The sequence below is a fragment of the Asticcacaulis sp. genome, assembly GCF_047605585.1.
GTDB lineage: Bacteria > Pseudomonadota > Alphaproteobacteria > Caulobacterales > Caulobacteraceae > Asticcacaulis.
Map to the genome: position 1 here is coordinate 299448 of NZ_JASGFK010000001.1, position 21917 is coordinate 321364.

The window sequence follows — 21917 nt, forward strand, 5'->3', positions numbered from 1 at the left end:
GACACGACACGAAATGACCAAAAAACCGCCTGAAACCGACACGGCCTGCAAACAGGTGCCTGGTATTTTTACACCAGTCATCAATCGCGCCCGCTGTGAAGGCAAGGCCGATTGCGTCGTCATCTGTCCCTATGAGGTGTTCGAACTAGATATTCTGCCTGCGGAAGATCGGACCCGCCTGAACACGCTGGCCAGGATCAAGGGCTTTCTTCACGGCTGGAAGCAGGCCTTCGCGGTTAATGCCGAGGCCTGCCGCGCCTGCGGGTTATGCGTTTCCGCCTGCCCGGAAAAGGCGATAACCCTGCGACGCGTGGATTAGGAAAAATCCGCGTCGCTGAGGGTTTCGCCCGTCGCCTCTTCCGCCGCCTTGGCGACCGGCATTTGCCGCGAACGCAGCGGGCGTTCCTGCATCGACCACAGCGCCACGAAGGCCAGTCCCATGGAGACCGCCGCGCCGATGAAGATCGGCTTGTAGATACGCGCGGGATCGTCGACCTGGCTCAGGCTGTCTGCCGACAGGGCGCCATTGAAATTACCCCCCAGCAGAGCATAAAGCTCACCGAACAGGACCGCCCCGAACACCGCCACCAGCAGCGCACCGCCTAAGCTACGGAAGAAGTTCATCACCCCCGTGGCCGTGCCCATTTCATGGCGTTCGACCGCGTTCTGCACCACGACGGTGGCCACCGGGAAGGTCGAACCGACTGCCGCATTGGCGAAAAACAGACCGCCGATATAGGCCCAGATGTTCAGGCGGTCGCCGATCACGGCCATGGCCGCATAGATCACCATACCCGCAAACAGGCCGATCATAGGTATCAGCTTATACCCCGTGCCCTTGCCGCGCGCCATCATCTGGCCGGACAGGATCGAGCCGCCGACCACGCCCAGCGCCAGCGGCGTCATCACCATGCCGGCCTGGGTCGCGCTCATATGATAGATCAGTTGCACATAAAGCGGATTATAGGCGCTGACCGACATCAGCGAGCCCATGCTCAGGGTGGAGACCAGTATGGCGCGCACGATGACCCCGTCCTTGAGGATACCCGTCGGAATCAGCGGTTCCGCCGCGGTGCGCAGGCGAAGTGCGAACAGCACCCAGAATACCGCCGAGACGACATAGACCGCCCAGAGTGGCACGCCCATCATGGCGGCACCGCGCGTATTGATGGCCAGCAGCAGCACGACGGCCGCGACCGCCATCAGGAGCGCGCCCAGCCAGTCGATGCGGTGCGGACGCTCGTAACGCGGCAGCTTCATCAGGCCGCGCGACACGATCCACAGCGCAATGGCGCCCACCGGCAGGTTGACCCAGAAGATCGACTGCCAGCCCAGATGCTCGGACAGCACGCCGCCGAGGATCGGTCCACCCAGGCTGGATGAGGTGAAGACCGCCGCGAAGATGCCCTGAATGCGCCCGCGCTCCTTCGCCGTGACGATGTCGGAAATCACGGTCTGGACCAGAGACATCAGCCCGCCGCCGCCCAGGCCCTGCACCGCGCGCGCGGCGACCAGCACATACATGTTGGGCGACAGGCTGCACAGCATCGAGCCGAAGAGGAAGATGCCGATGGCCATCAGCAAGGTCGTTCGCCGGCCGATAATATCGGCCAGCTTGCCGTAAAGCGGCGTCACCACGGTTGATGACAGCAGATAGGCCGTGACCATCCAGGGCAGATGCTGCACATCGCCCAGCTCACGGCCGATGGTCGGCAGGGCGGTCGAAACGATGGTCTGGTCCAGCGCCGCCAGCAGCAGCACCGCCATCAGACCGATGATAATGCTCTGGACGTCCTTGGGGTCGAGCGGGGCCGGTTCGGGCGGAGCGGCATCGGCCGGTGCGTGTGTCATCTGAGTCGTCCCGTTAAATTCGATTTACAAACTGTATTAATTTTTGCGACAGCGCAAGACCTGTCGCGAGGCTTGACGAACCGGGCTCGTCATCAGACACTTTGCCGCAAAAAGACAATATAAAATGTTGGGAGATGTCCAAATGAAACGCCTCGCCGTTCTCTTTTATAGTGCCGGCCTGATAGCCTCTCCGGCCGCCGCCGCGCCCGATATAACCAGCCTCATGATCAGCCACCCTGCTGCCGACCAGTGGAACCTGTACGGCAGCGGTGAAAAGCATGAATTGATCAGGGATGCCACTGTCAATGGCGGCGCGGCCATGCAGGTCACCTCGGCCGGGCCAGGCGCCAATCCATGGGATATCCAGGCCGGTGTGCCGTCCGCCAAGCCGGTCAGAAAGGGCGATGTGCTGCTGATGGCCTTCTGGGGCCGCGCCGTCACGCCCGGCAACGCCACCGTTCCGGCCGTGCTGCAACAGACCGCCGCACCTTATACCAAGGTGGGGACGGAAAATCTGGTCCTGAACGCCGACTGGAAGCTCTTCTATATCAGCGGCACCGCCGATCAGGACTACCCCGCCGGCGCCGTGGCCGCCAGCGTGCAACTGGCCACCGGCGCCCAGACCGTGGCGCTTGGCCCGGTCTTCCTGCTCGATTTCGGTCCGGGATACGACCTGAAATACCTACCGCACAACCTGCCGTGACAAACCCTTGTTCTGCAAACGTTATCTGCACGCTTCCTTTTGCTAAGCCGGATTTTTCGCTTTGGCGCCGGCGGTTTTCGGCTATAAACACCCCAAGCCAGTACGATCTTTTATAGATCGCAATAATACGCGGCGTCGCCAAAGACGCCCTGCTTTGAACATCTTGGGAGATACCTCATGACTTCACCTCGCATGGCCGCTTTCGGCCTTCGCCTGCTGGCGACCACAGCCCTCATCAGCGCCTTCGCGCTCGCCCCCGCCGCCCAGGCGCAAACCACCAACGCCCCGCCGCCCGCCCCGACCGTCCGCACTGATGTGCCGACCGACAGGCCGTGGATGGATACCAGCCTCAGCGCCGAAGCCCGCGCCGACCTGATCCTCAAGCAAATGACCCTGGCGGAAAAGCTGGACCTGACCTTCGGCTATTTCTCGACCGACCAGCAATGGCAGGTCACGCCGATCAAGAACTATGTCTATCCGAAGGAAGGCCTGCCCTTCTCAGCCGGCTTCGTGCCCGGCATTCCGCGCCTTGGCATCCCCAACCAGTGGCAGACCGACGCCGGCGTCGGCGTCGCCACGCAGACCGTGCCTGAAGCCGCCCGCACCGCCGATCTGCCGCGCGGCCGCACCGCCCTGCCCTCCGGCATCAATACCGCCGCCACCTGGAACCCCGAAGTCGCCGAGGCCGGCGGCGCCATGATCGGCAACGAGGCCTTCCTGTCCGGTTTCAACGTCCAGCTCGCCGGCGGCATGAACCTGCTGCGCGAAGCCCGCAACGGCCGCAATTTCGAATATGGTGGCGAAGATCCGCTGCTTTCCGGCATCATCACCGGCAACGAAATCAAGGGCATCCAGTCGCAGCACGTCATCTCGACCATGAAGCACTACGCCTTCAACGGTCAGGAAACCAACCGCAACCAGATGGATCACCATATCGAGGACAAGGCGGCGCGCGAATCCGACCTGCTGGCCTTCCAGATCGCCTATGAGACCGGCAATCCCGGCTCGGTCATGTGTTCCTATAACCGCGTCAACGGCTTCTATGCCTGCGAAAACGACTGGCTGCTCAACCAGGTTCTGAAAACCGACTGGGGCTTCAAGGGCTATGTCATGTCGGACTGGGGCGCCACACACTCGACCACCCAGGCCGCCAATGCCGGTCTTGACCAGCAGTCCGGCTGGGCCTTCGACCGCTCGCCCTATTTCCACGGCGCCCTGCGCGAAGCCGTCAACAATGGCTATGTCTCGGAAGCCCGCGCCAACGATATGGCAAAGCGCATCCTGTGGGCCATGTTCGAGGTCGGTCTGTTCGATACGCCGGTCAAGGGCGATCAGGCCACGACCATCGACTTTGCCGCCCATGGCAAGGTCAGCCAGACCGACGCCGAAGAAGGCATGGTCCTGTTGAAAAACACGCCGGGCCTTCTGCCGCTCAGCAAAACCGCCAAATCGATCCTGATCGTCGGCGCCCACGCCGATGTCGGCGTGCTGTCCGGTGGCGGCTCCTCGCAGGTCTATCCGATCGGTGGCTCGCCGGTGGCGGATGAATACGGCAAGGGCTTCCCCGGTCCGAAGACCTGGTATCCGTCCTCACCGATGAAGGGCATCCAGGCCCGCACCTCGGCCACCGTCACCTATCTTGACGGCAAGGACGTAAAGGCCGCAGCGGCCGCAGCGAAGAAGGCTGATATCGTCATCGTCTTCGGCGAGCAATGGACCGGCGAAGGCTTCGATGTGCCCGATCTGAACCTGCCGGATGGCCAGGACGCCCTGATCTCCGCGGTCGCCAAGGCCAACAAGAAGACCGTCGTCGTGCTGCAAACCGGCGGCCCGGTCGTCATGCCGTGGCTCAGCAAGGTCGGCGCCGTGGTCGAAGCCTGGTATCCGGGCAGCAATGGCGGCGAAGCCATCGCCCGCGTCCTGACCGGCGAGGTCAATCCGTCCGGCCACCTGCCGGCCACCTTCCCTGCCTCGCTCGACCAGACCCCGCGTCCGGTCATCGAAGGCGATCCGAAGCTGGACGCCGACTCGCACCCGATGGGCAATTACAATATCGAAGGCGCGGCCATCGGCTACAAGTGGTTCGACAAGAAGAGCCTGAAGCCGCTCTTCCCGTTCGGCCATGGTCTGAGCTACACCACCTTCGCCCTGTCCGACCTGACCGCCGCCGCCGATGGCAAGGGCCTCAAGGCCAGCTTCTCGGTGAAGAACACCGGCGCCGTGGCCGGCAAGGACGTGGCGCAGGTCTATGTCTCCGGTCAAGGCTGGGAAGCCCCGAAGCGCCTCGGCGCCTTTGCCAAGGTCGAGGTGGCGCCGGGCGACAGCCAGCCGGTCTCGGTTACGGTCGATCCGCGCCTACTGGCGACCTACGATTCCGCCAGCAAGACCTGGACGGTGGCTGCGGGCGAGTACCAAGTGATGCTTGCCCATTCCGCCACCGATATCGTTCAGACTGTCACCGTGCATCTCGATGCCCAGACCCTGGATGTGAAAGGCAAGTAGAGCCTAAATCGCCTATGGAGGCGGGGCGTGTTTCTGAGGAAATACGCCCCGCTTTATTTAAGGATGTAACGCATGACCCGCTGGCTGATCGTTCTGGCTGCCCTCCTCATGGCTCCCGCTGCCCTGGCGGAGGATTACCAGAGCTCACCGCCCCGCCAGCCGGCGGTCGAGAAGGACTGGGGCCCATGGCTTGGGCCATACCGCACCGGGATCATCGCCAAGATGGGCGAGGACTTCGGCGAGCAATATATCTATGCCGCTCAGGATGCGGCTCTGCCCGCCCCGGCGGCGAATGAACAGCGCGTGGTCTTTCTCGGCGATTCGATCACCGACCGCTGGAACCTGGCCAGGTTCTTTCCGGACAAGCCCTATATCAACCGCGGCATCGGCGGACAGGTCAGCCCGCAGATGCTGGTGCGCTTCCATGCCGATGTGGTGGCGCTTAAACCAAAAGCAGTCGTGATCCTGGCCGGCATCAACGATATCCAGGGCGCGCTGCAGGTCGAGACCGAGGCCCAGATCGCTGCCAACTACACCGCCATGGCCGAGATCGCCGAGGCCAATGGCATCAAGCCGATCTTCACCCTGCTGATGCCGGTCAATAACTACACGCCCAATGCGGTCACCATGCTCTCGGACCGCAAGCCGGAACGCGTGGCGTGGCTGAATGCCTGGCTATCGGGCTTCTGCGCCGACCATGGCTACGGCCTGATCGACTACGGCCCACTGCTGCGCGATGACAAAGGCCTGCTGAAGGCGGAATATACCTCGGACGGCATTCACCCGAACGACATTGCCTACGCCGTCATGGCCCCGGTCGCCGAAGCGGCCATCGAGAAGGCTTTAAACGTTCGGCATTAGCGGCCCATTGTCCTTGATCGTCCGCATGGCCAGGGTGGTGGTGAAGCGCTCGACGCCCGGTAATCGCCAAAGCGTCTGGCGCAGGAAGTCATCCAGCGCCGTCATCGACGGCATGATCACCTGCATCAGATAGTCCGTGGCGCCGACCGTGGCATGACAGCTCAGTACCGCCGGATGCGCCGCCACCGCCTGCTCGAACGCTTCGTGGCGCTCAAACGCCACTGTCACCTGCACGAAAGCCAGGGTCGATAGCCCCAGCGCGGCCGGATCGAGTTCGGCGTGATAGCCGCGGATAACGCCCGCCGCCTCCAGCGCCTGCACGCGCTTCCAGCACGGCGACTTGGAAAGGCCGGCCCGCTCCCCCAGTTCGGCGAAGGACAGACGGCCATCGGCTTCCAGCGCGCGCAGAAGGCTCTCGTCTAGGCGATCCATTTGTTTCTCCATATATAAAATATTAGGCCATATGTTTCTCATTATCCCCAAAATACAAGCACAATAGAAACAATGTTCAGCGAAAAGCGCGCTAGGTTTATTCCATAGGGAGACCACGCCATGAACCGCCAGCACTATACCGACCTGCTCTCAGCCTCCGCGAAACTCGACTACGAGCTCTACCTGAAAACCGATCGCCTGCTGGCCTGCCAGAAGCCGCCGGCGGCCCTGGTCAATGCCGACGAATTGCAGTTCCAGATCGTCCACCAGGTCGAGGAATTGTGGATGAAGCTGATGATCCATACTCTGATGGATATCGACGACCACATGCAGGCCGGCCACGCCCACAAGGTTGTGACCCTGTTCGCCCGCTGCCACATGATCATGAAGCTGATGAGCGAACAGCTCGACCTGCTGGAGACCATGTCCCCGCACGATTATCAGCAGATCCGTCTGCAGCTGGGCAATGGCTCCGGCCAGGAATCGCCCGGCTTCCGTTGTCTGATGAAGATGCCCACCGAGCTTTGGGAGACCTTTGAAACCCATTACCTCACGGCGCGCGGCCTGACCGTGCGCGATATCTACGACACGCACTATGCCCATGACGACGCCTACGCCATCGCCGAATGCCTGATGGAGTTCGACGAACGCATGGGGAAGTTCCGCGCCAACCATATCTTCCTGATCCAGCGGTCTATCGGTATGGGCGCCGCCTCGCTGAAAGGCCGGCCCGTCGAGTTGCTCGATGCCGGCGCGCGCCATCGCTTCTTCCCGGAATTGTGGGCCGTGCGCGCGGAGATGACAGACGCCTGGGGACAGGCCTATGGTAAGGTCAGGGACAGCTTGAGTGCGGCGGAATGATCGACCTTTTTGAACGGCCACCCAGTGGACCATACCTTCTGAGCCATTCGGCGGGCCTGATGCCCAAGACGGCACGGCGTGAGTTCGAGGCCGGTTTCTTCGATCCGTGGCTCTCGCAGCCGGGCGAAAGCTGGCCGAAATGGCTAGCGGCAACAGACGATTTCCGCAGCGCCCTGGCCGGCCTGCTCGGCGGGCGAATGGCAGACTGGTGCCCGCAGCCCAATGTCTCAACCGCCCTGTTTTCCCTGCTCTCCGGTCTGACCGTAACGCCGGATCGCAATGCCATCGTCATGTCGTCGCATGCCTTTCCATCGCTGGGTTTTGTCGCGCAGATGGCTGAACGGCTCGGTTTCCGCTTGCGGCTGTTTGACGGTGATCCGGGCGATATCGCCACCTGGGACGAAGTCCTGACAGCGGATGTCGCCGTGGTCGTGGCCATGCATGTCCATTCCAATACCAGCGTCGTCTCGCCGGTGGCGGAGATCGCGGCCCTGGCCCGCGCACGTGGCATTTTCAGTATTATCGACGTGGCGCAGTCGGCGGGCATATTGCCGATCGACGTCATGGCCTGGCAGGCGGACGCCCTGGTCGGCTCGTGCCTGAAATGGCTGTGCGGCGGACCGGGCGCGGGCTTCCTGTGGTGTCGGCATGATCTGAAGCCGCTCAATGTCGGCTGGTTTTCGCACGACAACCCGTTCGAATTCGATATCCGCGGCTTCCGCTATGCGCCCGATGCCCGCCGCTTCTGGGGCGGCACGCCGTCCGTGGCGCCCTATGTACTGGCCACCACCGGCATCCGGACGATCGCGGGGATCGGCGTGGAGACGATTCTCAGGCACAACCGGGCCCTGATCGCGCGGATTGATCCGTCTGATCGCACCGGCAAGGGCGGGACGCTGTGCTACCGGCCCGTCGATATGGAGAAAACCATGACTGCATTGACCGATGCCGGTGGGCGCTTCGATCGCCGCGGCGATGTGCTGCGGCTGTCGTTCCATATCTATAATACGGAAGACGACGCCGATATCGTGGCGGGATGTTTAGCTTAATTATACCTCCCCGCTTGCCGGGGAGGTATAATGCTTTTCTCAAGCCCCCATCAGGCGTTCCAGCCGGGCCGCCGCATCGGAAATGGCGAAGGCAGCCTTGCGCTCCATCTCATGCGCACCGGCATTCATGCGGGCATTGACCGAATTGGCCTCATCCAGCTGTAAGCGCAAATCCTGCATCTCGTCGATCATCAGCAGCGCCGCCATCAGGAACAGCCGCACCTCGCCGATAGAGCCGACATCCGACACCACCATCTCGACATGCTCATCGAACTTGCGCGCCAGTTCCTGTACACGGCCTTCCTGGCCGTCGGCGCAGCCAATGGTATAGGGCTTACTGTTAACGCGAACCGTGACCTCACCCATCACATCACCCCACTGACCAGCTGGCGGATATTGGCGGCGGCGGTCCCCAACGCGGCATGGGCGGCGGCGGCGGCGGCGGCCAGTTCGGCATTGGAGGTGCGCGCCTCTTCCAGCTCGGCCAGCACGCGCTCATACTCGACATTAGTGCCGGTGCCTGTAAATTCCGGCAGCGGCTCGCCAGCCTGCAGCGCCCGCACGCGTGCTTCCAGCGCCTCCAGCGCACGATCGAGACGGTCGACCGCGATATTCAGGCTGCTGCCCGTCTGGTTCGGGGCCAAATGATTCTGGAAATGGTCCATAACCGCTCTCCTTAGATACACGCTGCACGATACCTCGATTCGTCCGCTTCCGGATCAAAGCCGGCAAGAATCGCACTGCTAACGCATTAAATTCTACACTTAACCGACAAGTTCGGCTAAAGGGCCGGGGAATCCCCGCCACGTTAACACTTTAATAGAGACTCACCCATGTCCACAAGCGCTGTTACAGCCGCTCCCGCCACCAAGCCTTCCGGTGTCCTGATGGCAGACGCCATCCGTGTCCTGTCGATGGAAGCGGTTCACCATGCCAAGTCCGGCCACCAGGGTATGCCGATGGGCATGGCCGACGTCGCCACTGTCTTGTGGACCAAGTTCCTGAAATACGATCCGAAGCAGCCCGACTGGGCTGACCGCGACCGTTTCGTGCTCTCCGCCGGCCACGGCTCGATGCTGCTCTATTCGCTGCTGCATCTGACCGGCTTCAAGTCGGTCTCGATGAAAGACATCGAGAATTTCCGCCAGTGGGGCTCCACCACCGCCGGCCACCCGGAATACGGTCACACCGCCGGTGTCGAATGCACCACCGGCCCGCTCGGCCAGGGCCTGGCCACCGCCGTCGGCATGGCCATGGCCGAACGCCACCTCAATGCCCGCTTCGGTGACGATCTCGTCAACCACAAGACCTGGGTCATCGCCGGTGACGGCTGCCTGATGGAAGGCGTGTCGCACGAAGCCATTTCTCTGGCCGGCCGCCTCAAGTTGAAGAACCTGATCGTTCTGTTCGACGACAACAACGTCACCATCGACGGCTATGCCACCGTGGCCGAAACCGGCGACCAGTTGGCCCGCTTCAAGGCTGCCGGCTGGGCTGTGAAGGCCGTCGACGGTCACGACCACTCCAAGATCGCCGCCGCCCTGCGCTGGGCCACCCAGCAGCAGAAGCCCGTCATGATCGCCTGCAAGACCGCCGTCGCCCGCCGCGCCGGCGCGAAGGAAGGCGACAAGCACGGCCACGGCTACAACCTGATGGACGATGAGATCAAGGCCGCCCGCGAGCACATGGACTGGCTGGCCGCCCCCTTCACCGTGCCGGAAAACATCAGCAAGGCCTGGCTCTCGGCCGGCCGCAAGGGCACCAAGGTTCGCAAGGACTGGGACGCCCGCGCCAAGGCTCATCCGAAGGGCGCCGAACTGGCCGCTGCCATGAGCGGCGAACTGCCTGCCAATGCTTTCGAGGCGCTGGATGCCCATATCGCCGACGCCGTCGCCACCAAGCCGGCCGATGCCACCCGCTCCTGCGCCGGCAAGGCGCTCTCCACCCTGGCCCCGACCATCGAATCCATGATCGGCGGCTCGGCCGACCTCACCGGCTCGGTCAACACCTTCGTCAAGGGCATGGTCGCCTTTGACGAGCCCGACTATGCCGGCCGCTACGTTCACTACGGCGTGCGCGAATTCGGCATGGCCGCGGCGATGAACGGCATGGCCCTGCATGGCGGCATCCTGCCCTATGCCGGCACCTTCTTCGTCTTCTCCGATTACAGCCGCCCGGCCATCCGCCTGGGCGCCCTGATGGGCGCCAAGGTCGTCCACGTCATGACGCACGATTCGATCGGCGTCGGCGAAGACGGCCCGACCCACCAGCCGGTCGAGCACCTGGCTTCCTACCGCGCCATGCCTGGCCTGCACGTCTTCCGCCCGGCCGATATGGTCGAGGCCGCCGAATGCTGGAAGGCTGCCGTCAAGGCCAAGGGCCCGTCCATGCTGGTCCTGTCGCGTCAGAAGGTGCCGGCCGTCCGCTCGCAAGCCGGCGACCTGTCGCTGAAGGGCGCCTACGAACTGGTCGCCGCCTCCGGCGAAGCCAGGGCCACCCTCTTCGCCTCCGGCACGGAAGTCTCCATCGCCGTCGCCGCTCAGAAGCAACTGGAAGCCGACGGCATCCCGACCCGCGTCGTCTCGACCCCCTCCTGGGATCTGTTCGACGTGCAAACCCCCGCCTACCAGGCCTCGGTTATCGGCAAGGCGCCCGTGCGCCTCGCCGTCGAAGCCGCCGCCAAGTTCGGCTGGGAGCGCTTTATCGGTGAAGACGGCCTGTTCGTCGGCATGTCCAGCTTCGGCGCTTCGGCTCCGGCCGACCGCCTCTACAAGGAATTCGGCATTACCGCCGAAAACGTCGTCGCCAAGGTCAAGGCCGCGCTGTAAGAAACGCGCCAAGGCTAAAGAAAATCCCCGTCCGCAAGGGCGGGGATTTTTTCATGTCCTTTGCGAAATCCTGTCTAATTCCAATTGTCTCGCTTGTGCTTCCCTGAAAAGAGTCCCATGTGGTCATAAGACTTCATGCGAGACGAAACCATGCGTTCAGATACCCCCCACCTGATCAAGCTCAGCGATTACAAGGCCCCCGATTTCCTGATCCCGGCAACGGAACTGGATTTCGATCTCGCGCCCGAAGCGACACGGGTCAAGGCCCGGCTGACGATCAAACGGCAGGGCGCCCCGGACGCACCGCTGGTCCTGATGGGCGAACGCCTGAAACTGATCCGCGTGGCCATCGATGGTCAGCCGGTCGATTACAGCATTACCGATGAAACCCTGACAATTGCGTCGGTGCCGGATCAGTTCGTGCTGGAAACCGAGGTCGAGATCGACCCGCTGAACAACAAGACGCTCGAAGGCCTCTACATGTCCTCCGGCCGCTACTGCACCCAGTGCGAGGCCGAGGGCTTCCGCAAGATCACCTACTATCTCGACCGCCCTGACAGCCTGTCGACCTATCGCGTCCGTATTGAGGCGCCGAAGGCGCAGTTCCCGCACCTGCTCTCCAATGGCAATCTGCTGGAGACCGGCGACCTGCCCGGTGAGAAGCATTACGCCCTGTGGGAAGACCCCTTCTTCAAGCCCTGCTATCTGTTTGCCCTCGTTGCCGGCGAACTGGATGTCTTTGAGGACAGCCTGACGACCATGTCGGGCCGCGAGGTCGAGCTGAAGATCTATGTCGATACCGGCATGCGCGAACGCGCCGCCTATGCCATGGACGCGCTCAAGCGGTCGATGCAGTGGGACGAAGCGGTCTATGGCCGCGAATACGATCTCGACCTGTTCATGATCGTCGCCGTGCGAGATTTCAATTTCGGCGCCATGGAAAACAAGGGCCTGAATATCTTCAACGCCTCGCTGCTGCTGGCCGACCCTACCACCGCCACCGACCAGGATTACGAGCGCATCGAAAGCGTGATCGCCCACGAATATTTCCACAACTGGTCTGGCAACCGCGTCACCTGCCGTGACTGGTTCCAGCTCTGCCTGAAAGAGGGCCTGACCGTCTTCCGCGACCAGGGCTTTTCCGCCGACATGCGTGGCCACGCCGTGGCGCGCATCAAAGACGTCAAGGCCCTGCGCGCCCGCCAGTTTCCGGAAGATTCCGGCCCGCTGGCCCATCCGGTCCGCCCCTCGGCCTATGTCAAGATCGACAACTTCTACACCGCCACCATCTACGAAAAAGGCGCCGAGATCGTCGGCATGCTGAAGACGGTCACAGGCCCCGCCGTTTACCGCCAGGCGCTCGACTATTATTTCGACCGGAACGACGGCACCGCCGCCACACTGGAAGATTTCCTCGCCGCTTTCGAGGCCGTTACAGGCAAGGATTTTTCCCCCTGGCTGCAATGGTACACCCAGGCCGGCACGCCGCAACTGACCGCCGCCGGCGATTATGATGCCGCCACGCAAACTCTCACCCTTCGCCTCAGCCAGGCCACGCCGCCGACACCCGGCCAGCCGGTAAAGGCGCCCGTCCCCGTGCCCGTGCGCTTCGGTCTGCTGACGGAAGACGGGCACAAGCAGATGTTCACCCATAACGGCACGCTGACCGCGGAAGCCCTGTACCTGCTCGACAGCGAAACAGCCGAGATCGTGCTGACCGATGTCAAATCGCCACCGGTCATCTCCGCCCTGCGTCACTTCTCGGCGCCGGTCATCCTGACGATCGAAGAGCCACAGGCCCATGCCTTCGCGCGCTTCAAGGGCGACAGCGATCCCTTCAACCGCTGGGAAGCGGCGCAAGGCGTCGCCAAGACCATCATGCTGGCGGAGACACCGGATCCCGATCTGATCGACGCCTTCGCGCAAGGCCTGGAAGCCAGCCTGACCGACGAGGGTCTCGACGCCGCGTTCAAGGCCCTGATCATCGGCCTGCCGACCGAGGCCGACCTGGCGCAGAGCCTCTCGCCCATCGATCCGGCCTTCCTGCACCGCAACCGCAAGCGCTTCAAAGCCGCGCTTTCCCTGCGCCTGCATGAGACCTTACGCGATCTCTACAACAGCCTGCCCACCGCCAATACCTTCAGTCCGGATGCGGCCTCGGCCGGAAACCGTGCCCTGCGCAATGCCCTGCTCGACCTGATCCTGGCCGGTTTTAACGACAGCGACAATCCCGGCGAACTGACCCTGCTGGCCGAAGCGCATTTCACCGCCGCCACCAACATGACCGACATGGTGGGTGGGCTGATCGCGCTGGGTCATGTCCAGAGCACCCCTTACCAGACCGCGCTGGACGCCTTTTATGACCGCTTCAAGAACGAGCCCCTGGTTATCGACAAGTGGTTCGCGCTGCAGGCCGGCTCCCCCCATGCCGATACGCTGGACCGTGTACGGCGCCTAAGCCAGCATCCGGATTTCGACGCGAAAACACCCAATCGCTGGCGTGCCCTGGTGCAGAGCTTTGCCAACAACCAGAGCGTCTTCCATAATCCGGACGGCGCCGGCTACAGCTTCCTGGTCGAACAGGTTCTGGCCGTCGATGCCTTCAATCCGATGACCGCCGCGCGTCTGGTCGAGCCGCTCAGCCGCTATCGCTTCTATGCCCAGCCTTACCGCGAAAATATGCGCCGCGCCCTGCAAGCCATTACCGCGGCGCCCAACCTGTCGAAAAACGTGCTGGAACTGGCCGGAAAAGCGCTTGCCGATGAGAATTCGGACAAAGATAGCTAACGCGCGTTAACGTCTCTTAAGGATTACTTACCTAAAGTAAGGCGAACGGGGCCACAGCGGCCCCGATTTGCTGCAGTTTGGGAGAGACGATTGGCGAGCCTCGAACGCGTCCGGTTCCTGGTGGTGGACGATAACGCCCACATGATCAATATCGTCAAGACTCTGCTGCGCGGGTTTGGCGTCACGCAAATATTCGAGGCGCGCGATGCCACCGAGGCCTTCCATCGCCTCAAGCATGACGCCATCGATATCTGCATCACCGATTACCAGATGGAGGTGCTGGACGGCGTCGAATTCGTGTCGCTGGTGCGCAATTCCTCAGACAGCCCCAACCGCTACGTGCCGATCATCATGCTGACGGCCCACTCGGAACGCTCAAAAGTGGTGGCCGCCCGCGACGCCGGCACCAATGAATTCTGCTGCAAGCCAGTGACCGCCATCGAACTGCGCCGCAAGATCGTCGCCATCGTCGATTATCCTCGCCCCTTCATCAAAACCGCCACCGGCAGCTATTTCGGCCCGGACCGCCGCCGCAGGCAGGACCCCAAATATCACGGCGAGGAGCGCCGCGAAGGCTGGAGCGAGGACCATCGCCCGCCGGCCAATGGCGGCCGCAAGCGCAAGGCCGGTGCCGGCAGCGGCACGTTCGACGAGGATACTGAAGAGTAGATATTTAGGTTTATAAATCCGCCGGACTCTCGACAATTGGTTAACGGCACGTTTACCCTGATCGGTGACGCCGAATCAGGGCGCTATTTCAACACCTTACCCGGCCCGCGTTCACGGCCGTTTCAAATGGCCCGCCTGCGGGCGAACACAGGATGTCCGTGACGGAGATGCGTCAAAATCCACGCTCCCGAACCAAAGACCGTATTTCGGCCACGCGCCGGAAGACGGCCGCGGACGCGCCGGCGTACAGGCCAAAGAACGGGCCAGAGAAAGGGCCAGCGAACGGACCTGCCATTTCCCGCCTGGTGACCACCCCGATCTCGACCGCCATGCCGCAGTGGATCAGGCTGGGCGCGCTTGGCCTGACGCTCGGCCTGGTCGTCTTCATGGCGGTATCCACGCTCCAGATCGGCAACAGCCTGTCCGCCGACAAGGATGCCGAGGGACAATCCCTGCTGTCGGAAACGCGGCTGGGGTCCGCGCGCATCGATGGCCGGCTCGATACCGCGCGCCTGGCGCTGGAAGCGGCACAGGCGCAATGGCGCCAGGCGCCCGATGCGCCGCTCACCGCCGCCGAACAGGCCTTGAAGCTCGGCCGGTCCGTTTTTGACAGCGTCGCAATGGTCGATACGACGAAGGGCGAGCTCACCGCGCAGTCAGGCAGCGAGGACAGCGCCCTCATGATCACCGCCGCCCGAGGCGCGCAAACGGGCTTTTCCATCGTGCCGGCGGGCTCGCGTCTCAGCCAGACCAGCCGCCCCTATGCCGTACTGAAAAGCGCTTCTGGGCCCGTGCTTGTGGGGCATCTGAGCGACAGCGTGATGAGGGATGGCGACAACTCCACCCTCAATGCGCTGGTCGATGGCAGCGGCCGGATCGTCGCCGCCTCCTCTGCGAAACTGATCGGCCAGGATATTCACACAGCCTTCGCCATCACCTATGCGCAGCTGCGCGCCCGTGCCGATTCCGGCGACCTCATCCAGGGCGCCCTGACCGAAGGCGGCTTCGTCAAGATCGCCTCGGTGCCGCAGGGCGACGCCTTGCAGGAGACCCGCCTGAGCGACACGCCGCCCTTAGTGCTGCTAAAGGCCAGGGCCAGCCCCCGCTTCATCTCTGTCTCGCAGAACCTGATCCGCGCCATCGTCATGATCGGCGGTCCACTGCTGATCGGCGCCCTGTTCGGCCTGTTGCTGCTTTTCCAGGCGCGCCGGAACCGCGAAAACGCCCGCCTCTTCCAGGCCAATGAGCAGCGCTATCGCCTTGCTGTCGAATCGGCGCGCTGCGGCATCTTCGACTGGGACCTCGACCAGGACCTGATCTACATGTCGGACGTCACCGGCGTCATGCTGGGCTGGGGAGGAGGCGGAGTCGCCTCGACCGGCGAGGTCATGGACCGTATCGCGTCAGAAGATCGCGAACAGGTGACGAAGGCGCTGGAAACGGCGCGCGGCACCGGCGCGCTGGATGTCTCCTTTCGTGTGCCGGCCGCCAGCGGCCGCGCCATCTGGGTCGATGCCCGCGGCCAGTCGATCGGTGAACGCACCGCATCTGGCTTTACCCGCCTCTCCGGCGTGGCGCTCGATGTCAGCGAAGAACGCATCGCCCAGCTGCGTGCCCAGCGCGCCGAGGCCCGTCTGCGCGATGCCATCAATTCGGTCTCCGACGCCTTCGTGTTGTGGGATCGCCGCAATCGCCTGCTGATGTGGAACTCAACCTTCGGCGAAACCTTCAATGTCGATCCGCGCTTCCTGAAGGCCGGCACGCCGCGCGACCTGATCGACCAGGTGATGCAGATCGCCATCCGCCGTCAGATGCCGGCACAGGATGCCCGCGAAGGCGTGATCGAGGCCGAGTTGAACAACGGCCGCTGGATACAGATTTCGGAAAGTCGCACGGCCGAAGGCGGCCATGTGCTGACTGGCGCCGATATCACCGCCGTCAAGCTGCAGGAAGAACGCAGCCGCGAAAACGAGGAGGTTCTGGAGAGCCTGGTCGAAAAGCTCGAACAGAGCCGCCAGCAGCAGACCGTTCTGGCGCGCAAGTACGAAATGGCCAAGATCCGCGCCGAAGCCGCCAACCACGCCAAGAGCGAATTCCTGGCCAATATGAGCCACGAGCTGCGCACTCCGCTCAACGCCATCAACGGCTTCTCGGAAATCATGGCGTCGGAGATGTTCGGTCCGCTCGGCCATCCGCGCTATCAGGAATATGCCAACGACATCCTGGGTTCCGGCCAGCACCTGCTCAGCCTGATCAACGACATCCTCGACATGTCGAAGATCGAGGCTGGCAAGCTGTCCCTGCGCTTCGAACCGGTGGTCATAGACGAGGTGGTCGAGGATACCCTGCGGCTGGTGCGCCAGAAGGCGGAAAAGGCAGGCCTGAAACTGCGCGTCCACCTGCCGCAGATGCCGGAAATCTCCGCCGACTTCCGCGCGCTGAAGCAGATCCTGCTCAACCTCCTGACCAATGCGGTGAAATTCACTCCCAATGGCGGCAGCATCACCATCTCCGCCATCGCCACCGAAACCAATGTCCATATCTCGGTGACCGATACAGGCATCGGGATCGCCCGCAAGGACCTGGATCGCCTGGCGCGCCCCTTCGAGCAGATCGAGAACCAGTTCTCCAAGACCCGCGAAGGCACCGGCCTGGGTCTGGCCCTGACCAAGTCGCTGATCGAGATGCACAGCGGCCGCTTCGAGGTCGACAGCGTGCTGGGCGAAGGCACGACCTGCACCGTGATCCTGCCGATCGCGCAAACCGCCGCCCAGCTTGGCGATCAGGCGGCTTAGTCATCTTTTAGGTGCATTTAAATTATTTAAGAGCCGATATGTAAATGTCCTCAAAAATGTTTTTATCAATAATGGTCAATACGATGATCATCATTATTATTTCAGTATTCCACTACTTCATCGCCATGCACGGCATCTGGGCGCTTTTAGGTGGGCATGTTTCGATAGTTATCATTTTAGCTTTTGCCTCAATCGCATTGCTAAAGTATGTGGAAAAGAGAAATATAAAAGCTGGCTTCAACTTAAGAACATCTGAAAATGCGGTCATTGGCATTAGCTTGTTGGCGTTTATAATATTTTTCGCTCCGACAGCTTATTCTGACCCTGACAAAATCAAGAGAATAATTTTTCTGTCAATTTTTGAAGGCCTTATGCTTATCTCCAGCGCATATTATTATTGGCGCTATTTCTCAAAGACCAAACCAAAGCATTTCCCATAGTCGCCATGAGCGTTGCCTTTACCAGAGACGAAGACCACGAGGCGGCGGCGGCCAACCTGCCAGACCGCCCGATCTCGCCGCATCCAAATCTCGTCACACCAGAGGGTCTGGCTCAGCTTGAGGCTGCCTTCGCCGAGGCCAAGGCGGCCTATACCGCCGCGCAGGCGTCGGGCCTGATCAATGAAGACCGCACGGCCATGGCGCGGGCCACGCGCGACCTGCGCTATTACACCGCCCGCCTGGGCTCGGCCCAGCGCATAGAGCCGGTCAGCGCCTCAGAGCGCGTGGTCTTCGGCTGCCGCGTTACCATTGAACGCGATGATGGACGGACGCAGGCCTTCCGCATTGTCGGCGAGGACGAGGCCAACCCCGCTGCCGGCAGTATCTCCTATGTCTCGCCCCTGGCCCAGGCCCTGCTTGGCAAAACCGTAGGCGATGAAGCGCGCGTCGCAGGGGCAAGCGTGGAGATCACCGCGATAGACGGTTAGGCCCCCACGCTGGCTCTGACCTTACGCCTCAGGCAATCACCGGCAGCGGATTGGCGCGGGCGGCATCCAGATACTTGGCCGACACCGGCTTCAGGTTGTCATCCAGCTTGACCACCAGCGGATTGCCGGTCGGGACCTCGATCTCCAGGATTTCTTCATTGGACAGGTCAAACAGCGACTTGATGATGGCGCGGATCGAATTGCCGTGAGCAGCCACCAGCACCGTGTCGCCCGCCTTGAGCGCCGGCACGATATCGCCGGTCCAGAACGGCAGGACGCGATCGAGCGTCGTTTTCAGGCTTTCGGTATCGGGCAGGTCGGCGCCGGCATAGCGGCGGTCGCCTTTGAAATCATAGGCGCTGCCGGCTTCCAGCGGCGGCGGCGGCACATCATACGACCGGCGCCAGATCTTGACCTGGTCCTCGCCGTGCTTGGCGGCGGTTTCGGCCTTGTCGAGGCCGGTCAGGCCGCCATAGTGGCGCTCGTTCAGACGCCAGTCCTTGACCACCGGCACGAACGACTGGCCGGCCGCTTCCAGCGCCAGGTTGCAGGTGCGGATGGCGCGGGTCAGGACCGAGGTGAAGGCCTTGTCGATCTCGATGCCCTCGGCCTTGATCAGCTCACCGCCGCGCGTCGCCTGAGCCTCGCCCTCGGCCGTCAGGTTGACATCGACCCAGCCGGTGAAGCGGTTTTCAAGGTTCCACTGGCTTTGGCCATGGCGCAGAAGGACGAGTGTAGGCATGAGGCGTCTCCGGTCTGTGATATACCGGCAAGGCTATAAAAGCGTTGCGGCCCCAGATCAATGCGGAGATCCATAAAGGCGGCAATATATCCGGCTCAGCGGCGCTTTTCCTGGGCCAGGCTTTCAAAGGCGATCCGTTGCAGGGCCTCAGCCTGAGCCGGGGACATGCCCAGATCGTTGGCTGCCTTCTCATTCGCCCCCAGACCGCGCGGATCGCGGCCCGTGATCGAGCCAAACACGACCAGGGCCTCCAGGTAATAGCCATAGACGCTGCCGTGATATTGATCCCAGCTCCACAGGCTGACCTGTCCGAAACTCCGGCCATCATAGGGGTTGGGATCGGCAATGCCCTTGGCCATGGCCAGGTTCCAGGCCTGCCCCACCGGCATGACGCCGGCAATATAGGGCGATGCCGCGCGGGCCTGATCATAGCCGGCGCGGATATCGCGCGCCATGGCCGAGATATCCTGACCGAACCAGTGCCCGGTCGGCAGATAGGTCTGGTCGGCGCGCGACCAGGTGGCCATCAGACGGATATCGGCCTTCGAATTACGCGCATGCAGGCGTTCGGCGATCAGGCCGGCATAATGACTCAGTTCTGTCGCATTGCCCGGTTTCGCCGCATCGAGGGTCGAATAGCCTTGCATGATCACCACATCCCACGGCTGGTCGATGACGTCGAGTTTCTGCGTATAGTGGAAATCGAAATTCTTGCCCGGCGAGGTCTCCAGGCTGACATCGTAATCGAGCCCCGCTTCCTCGGTAAAAGCCTTGAACAGGGCAGGCACGCCGCCAATGCCCTCTCCGTTCAGGTCATGCACCTGATCGGCATGATACCGCATGACCGGCGAATTGGCGGCAAAGGTAAAGCTGTTGCCAATAAAGAGAATGCGGGTTTGGGCCTCAACAGGTCCGGCAACGATGGTCAGACAGACGAAAAGACAGGCAACCCAACGCATTCGCTTCTCCTCACGGCCGGTTCTTGTATTGCAGCCAGGTAATCAGGAACAGCATCAGACTGGCTAAGGCCAATACCGGCTGCATACTGAGCAGGGCATTCAGTATGGGAACACCGGTTATTAAACTCTGGTAAATAACCGCCGCCGCCAGCAGAAACTGACCGATCAGCAGCATGGCCCACAAGATCAGAACCTTACGCAAAACGCTCTTAGACATCAGCCCAATTCCTCGGCAAGCATAGCCAGACGTTCGGCCTGATCCTCGGCGATCAGGGCATTGATCATCTGGTCCATGTCGCCTTCCATGAACTGCGGCAGGTTATAGAGGGTCAGGTTGATGCGGTGATCCGACACCCGGCCCTGCGGGTAGTTGTAGGTGCGGATACGTTCCGAACGGTCGCCGGAACCAACCTGCGACTTGCGGGCATCCGAGCGCGCCGTATCGAGCGCCGTGCGCTGCATGTCGTACAGGCGGGCTTTCAGGTTGCGCATGGCGATCTGGCGGTTCATGTGCTGCGACTTTTCCGAAGAGGTCGCCACGATCCCGGTCGGCAGGTGGGTAATGCGCACCGCAGAGTCGGTCTTGTTGACGTGCTGGCCGCCGGAACCGGACGCGCGATAGGTATCGATGCGGATATCCTTGTCGAGAATCTCGATCTCGACATCCTCGGCTTCCGGCAGGACCGCCACGGTCGCCGCCGAGGTATGGATGCGGCCGCCGGCTTCGGTGGCCGGCACGCGCTGCACACGGTGAACACCGGATTCGAACTTCAGCTTGCCGAAAACGCCCTCGCCCGTCACCGAGGCAATGATTTCCTTGTAACCGCCCATTTCGCCTTCGGACACGCTGTCAATCTCGACCCGCCAGCCCTGCCCTGCGGCATAGCGGCTATACATGCGGAACAGATCGCCGGCAAAGAGCGCCGCCTCGTCGCCACCGGTGCCGGCGCGCACTTCGAGAATGGCCGAGGCATTGACGTCCTTGTCCTGCGGCGCAAGCAGCAGGGCCACGCCATGTTCCAGTTCCGGCAAGGTGGCCTTCAGGTCCTGCAGTTCCTCGGCTGCCAGGGGCGACAGGTCCGGATCGCCCAGCGCCGCCATCTCTTCCAGTTCGGGCACAGACTGACGCGCCTTGTGCAGGCGCGTGACGGCATCGAACACCGGCTTCAGTTCGGCATGTTCCTTCGACAGCTTGACGATCTCGGCGCCATCGGTCGCGGATTCCATACGCGCTTCGATCATCTGGAAGCGGTCCATGACCTGGGCCAGCTTGGCGTCGGGGAGATGTATCAAGGCAATGTCTCTCGGAAAAATTCAGGCCCCTGCCTAAACCTAACGCGGATAGGTTTCAATGAAAGATTGCCGCTTTTCCAGTTCGGCCTGCAAGGCGGCGATACGCGGCGCGAGGGCCCGCCAGTCGAGTTGCGGCAGGCGGAAATCGCAGAAGGTGGCCGCCACGCCCAGGGTCAGGCTGCCCATGTCGAAGACATCCGGCTCAGGACACATCGCATCGGCCACGACAAAGGCGCGTGTCAGATTGCCTTCCCAGCGCTCCAGCCAGAAGGGCGATCGCTCGCTCTCCGGGCGGCGGTTCTCATAGACAATCCTTGCCATCATCTCATTGAGCCCCGCACCGGCGGTTTCAACGCGCCTGACGCGCCAATAAGCCTCTGTGCCATAATCCGGCAAGAGCGACGCCCCCTCGCCTTGCGGCGCCAGCCAGGCACTGATCAGGCCGCTATCGGTCCAGCAGATACCGTCATCGTCGATCAGGGCCGGCAGTTGTGACAGGGGATTGACCGCCACCAGATCCGGCGCCGCCTCAACCGGCACACGCGCGACTTCCTCGACCCGACCCGCAAGCCCTCTTTCCCTTATGACGATGCGAACCTTGCGTACGAAAACTGATGTGGCGCTGGAAAATAATTTCATAACAAAGTTATCCAATTA

The 21917-nt window shown here is 62.2% G+C and carries 21 protein-coding genes; 12 read left to right on the top strand and 9 right to left on the bottom strand.

The window, feature by feature from the left end; genetic code table 11:
* Positions 1 to 13: 13 nt before the first annotated feature.
* A complete protein-coding gene (locus tag QM647_RS01410) occupies positions 14 to 319 on the top strand; it encodes a 4Fe-4S binding protein (protein ID WP_414993680.1) in 306 nt (101 codons plus the stop codon).
* On the opposite strand, the gene QM647_RS01415 is transcribed toward QM647_RS01410, so the two are convergent.
* Complete coding sequence (locus QM647_RS01415; RefSeq protein ID WP_414993681.1) at positions 316 to 1851, bottom strand: MDR family MFS transporter; 1536 nt, start codon at positions 1849 to 1851, stop codon at positions 316 to 318. The genes QM647_RS01410 and QM647_RS01415 overlap by 4 nt on opposite strands.
* A gap of 142 nt (positions 1852 to 1993) precedes the next feature.
* On the opposite strand from QM647_RS01415, the gene QM647_RS01420 reads away from it, so the two are divergent.
* The 3 genes from QM647_RS01420 to QM647_RS01430 all read left to right on the top strand — a co-directional run bounded on the left by QM647_RS01420 (position 1994) and on the right by QM647_RS01430 (position 5917).
* The gene (locus QM647_RS01420; protein WP_414993682.1) at positions 1994 to 2554 is read left to right on the top strand and encodes a hypothetical protein; all 561 of its coding nucleotides are present in this window, start codon (positions 1994 to 1996) and stop codon (positions 2552 to 2554) included.
* A gap of 177 nt (positions 2555 to 2731) precedes the next feature.
* The gene (locus tag QM647_RS01425) at positions 2732 to 5056 is read left to right on the top strand and encodes a glycoside hydrolase family 3 C-terminal domain-containing protein (protein WP_414993683.1); all 2325 of its coding nucleotides are present in this window, start codon (positions 2732 to 2734) and stop codon (positions 5054 to 5056) included.
* A gap of 72 nt (positions 5057 to 5128) precedes the next feature.
* The gene (locus QM647_RS01430) at positions 5129 to 5917 is read left to right on the top strand and encodes a GDSL-type esterase/lipase family protein (RefSeq protein ID WP_414993684.1); all 789 of its coding nucleotides are present in this window, start codon (positions 5129 to 5131) and stop codon (positions 5915 to 5917) included.
* Here QM647_RS01430 and QM647_RS01435 read toward each other — a convergent pair.
* Positions 5900 to 6349, bottom strand: coding sequence for an Lrp/AsnC family transcriptional regulator (locus QM647_RS01435; RefSeq protein WP_414993685.1), 450 nt, complete (start codon positions 6347 to 6349; stop codon positions 5900 to 5902). The two genes, QM647_RS01430 and QM647_RS01435, sit on opposite strands and share 18 nt — an antisense overlap.
* 120 nt (positions 6350 to 6469) lie before the next feature.
* Here QM647_RS01435 and QM647_RS01440 point away from each other — a divergent pair, with 120 nt between their 5' ends.
* Together QM647_RS01440 and QM647_RS01445 are read left to right on the top strand one after the other, a co-directional pair.
* Entirely contained in the window at positions 6470 to 7210 is a 741-nt protein-coding gene (locus QM647_RS01440) for a tryptophan 2,3-dioxygenase family protein (RefSeq protein WP_414993686.1), read from the top strand.
* Entirely contained in the window at positions 7207 to 8259 is a 1053-nt protein-coding gene (locus QM647_RS01445) for an aminotransferase class V-fold PLP-dependent enzyme (protein ID WP_414993687.1), read from the top strand. The genes QM647_RS01440 and QM647_RS01445 overlap by 4 nt, the downstream gene beginning before the upstream one ends.
* Before the next feature lie 39 nt (positions 8260 to 8298).
* On the opposite strand, the gene QM647_RS01450 is transcribed toward QM647_RS01445, so the two are convergent.
* Both QM647_RS01450 and QM647_RS01455 read right to left on the bottom strand, forming a co-directional pair.
* Complete coding sequence (locus tag QM647_RS01450) at positions 8299 to 8625, bottom strand: cell division protein ZapA (RefSeq protein ID WP_414993688.1); 327 nt, start codon at positions 8623 to 8625, stop codon at positions 8299 to 8301.
* Positions 8625 to 8924 carry a hypothetical protein gene (locus tag QM647_RS01455; RefSeq protein WP_414993689.1) on the bottom strand — a complete coding sequence of 100 codons (300 nt, stop codon included), beginning with the start codon at positions 8922 to 8924 and terminating at the stop codon, positions 8625 to 8627. The genes QM647_RS01450 and QM647_RS01455 overlap by 1 nt, the downstream gene beginning before the upstream one ends.
* A gap of 168 nt (positions 8925 to 9092) precedes the next feature.
* On the opposite strand from QM647_RS01455, the gene tkt reads away from it, so the two are divergent.
* The 6 genes from tkt to greA all read left to right on the top strand — a co-directional run bounded on the left by tkt (position 9093) and on the right by greA (position 18266).
* On the top strand, positions 9093 to 11087 hold the full coding sequence (gene tkt / locus QM647_RS01460) for a transketolase (RefSeq protein WP_414993690.1): 1995 nt from the start codon (positions 9093 to 9095) through the stop codon (positions 11085 to 11087).
* Positions 11088 to 11237: 150 nt separating this feature from the next.
* Complete coding sequence (gene pepN / locus QM647_RS01465; protein ID WP_414993691.1) at positions 11238 to 13874, top strand: aminopeptidase N; 2637 nt, start codon at positions 11238 to 11240, stop codon at positions 13872 to 13874.
* Between the two features lie 90 nt (positions 13875 to 13964).
* Complete coding sequence (locus tag QM647_RS01470) at positions 13965 to 14543, top strand: response regulator (RefSeq protein WP_414993692.1); 579 nt, start codon at positions 13965 to 13967, stop codon at positions 14541 to 14543.
* Positions 14544 to 14848: 305 nt separating this feature from the next.
* Entirely contained in the window at positions 14849 to 17338 is a 2490-nt protein-coding gene (locus QM647_RS01475) for an ATP-binding protein (RefSeq protein WP_414993693.1), read from the top strand.
* Positions 17339 to 17421: 83 nt separating this feature from the next.
* Positions 17422 to 17778 carry a hypothetical protein gene (locus tag QM647_RS01480; RefSeq protein ID WP_414993694.1) on the top strand — a complete coding sequence of 119 codons (357 nt, stop codon included), beginning with the start codon at positions 17422 to 17424 and terminating at the stop codon, positions 17776 to 17778.
* A gap of 5 nt (positions 17779 to 17783) precedes the next feature.
* Positions 17784 to 18266, top strand: a complete 483-nt coding sequence (gene greA / locus QM647_RS01485) for a transcription elongation factor GreA (protein WP_414993695.1) — start codon at positions 17784 to 17786, stop codon at positions 18264 to 18266.
* Positions 18267 to 18294: 28 nt separating this feature from the next.
* On the opposite strand, the gene gpmA is transcribed toward greA, so the two are convergent.
* From gpmA to QM647_RS01510, 5 genes are all read right to left on the bottom strand, one after another.
* Positions 18295 to 19008, bottom strand: coding sequence for a 2,3-diphosphoglycerate-dependent phosphoglycerate mutase (gpmA, locus tag QM647_RS01490; RefSeq protein WP_414993696.1), 714 nt, complete (start codon positions 19006 to 19008; stop codon positions 18295 to 18297).
* A gap of 95 nt (positions 19009 to 19103) precedes the next feature.
* Entirely contained in the window at positions 19104 to 19967 is an 864-nt protein-coding gene (locus tag QM647_RS01495) for a DUF4886 domain-containing protein (protein WP_414993697.1), read from the bottom strand.
* A gap of 10 nt (positions 19968 to 19977) precedes the next feature.
* On the bottom strand, positions 19978 to 20184 hold the full coding sequence (locus QM647_RS01500; RefSeq protein WP_414993698.1) for a hypothetical protein: 207 nt from the start codon (positions 20182 to 20184) through the stop codon (positions 19978 to 19980).
* Entirely contained in the window at positions 20184 to 21257 is a 1074-nt protein-coding gene (gene prfA / locus QM647_RS01505) for a peptide chain release factor 1 (RefSeq protein WP_414994550.1), read from the bottom strand. Before prfA ends, QM647_RS01500 begins: the two co-directional genes overlap by 1 nt.
* A 42-nt stretch (positions 21258 to 21299) precedes the next feature.
* Positions 21300 to 21899 (bottom strand): glutathione S-transferase N-terminal domain-containing protein, encoded by a 600-nt coding sequence (locus QM647_RS01510; RefSeq protein WP_414993699.1) that lies wholly within the window; start codon positions 21897 to 21899, stop codon positions 21300 to 21302.
* Positions 21900 to 21917: the final 18 nt, after the last annotated feature.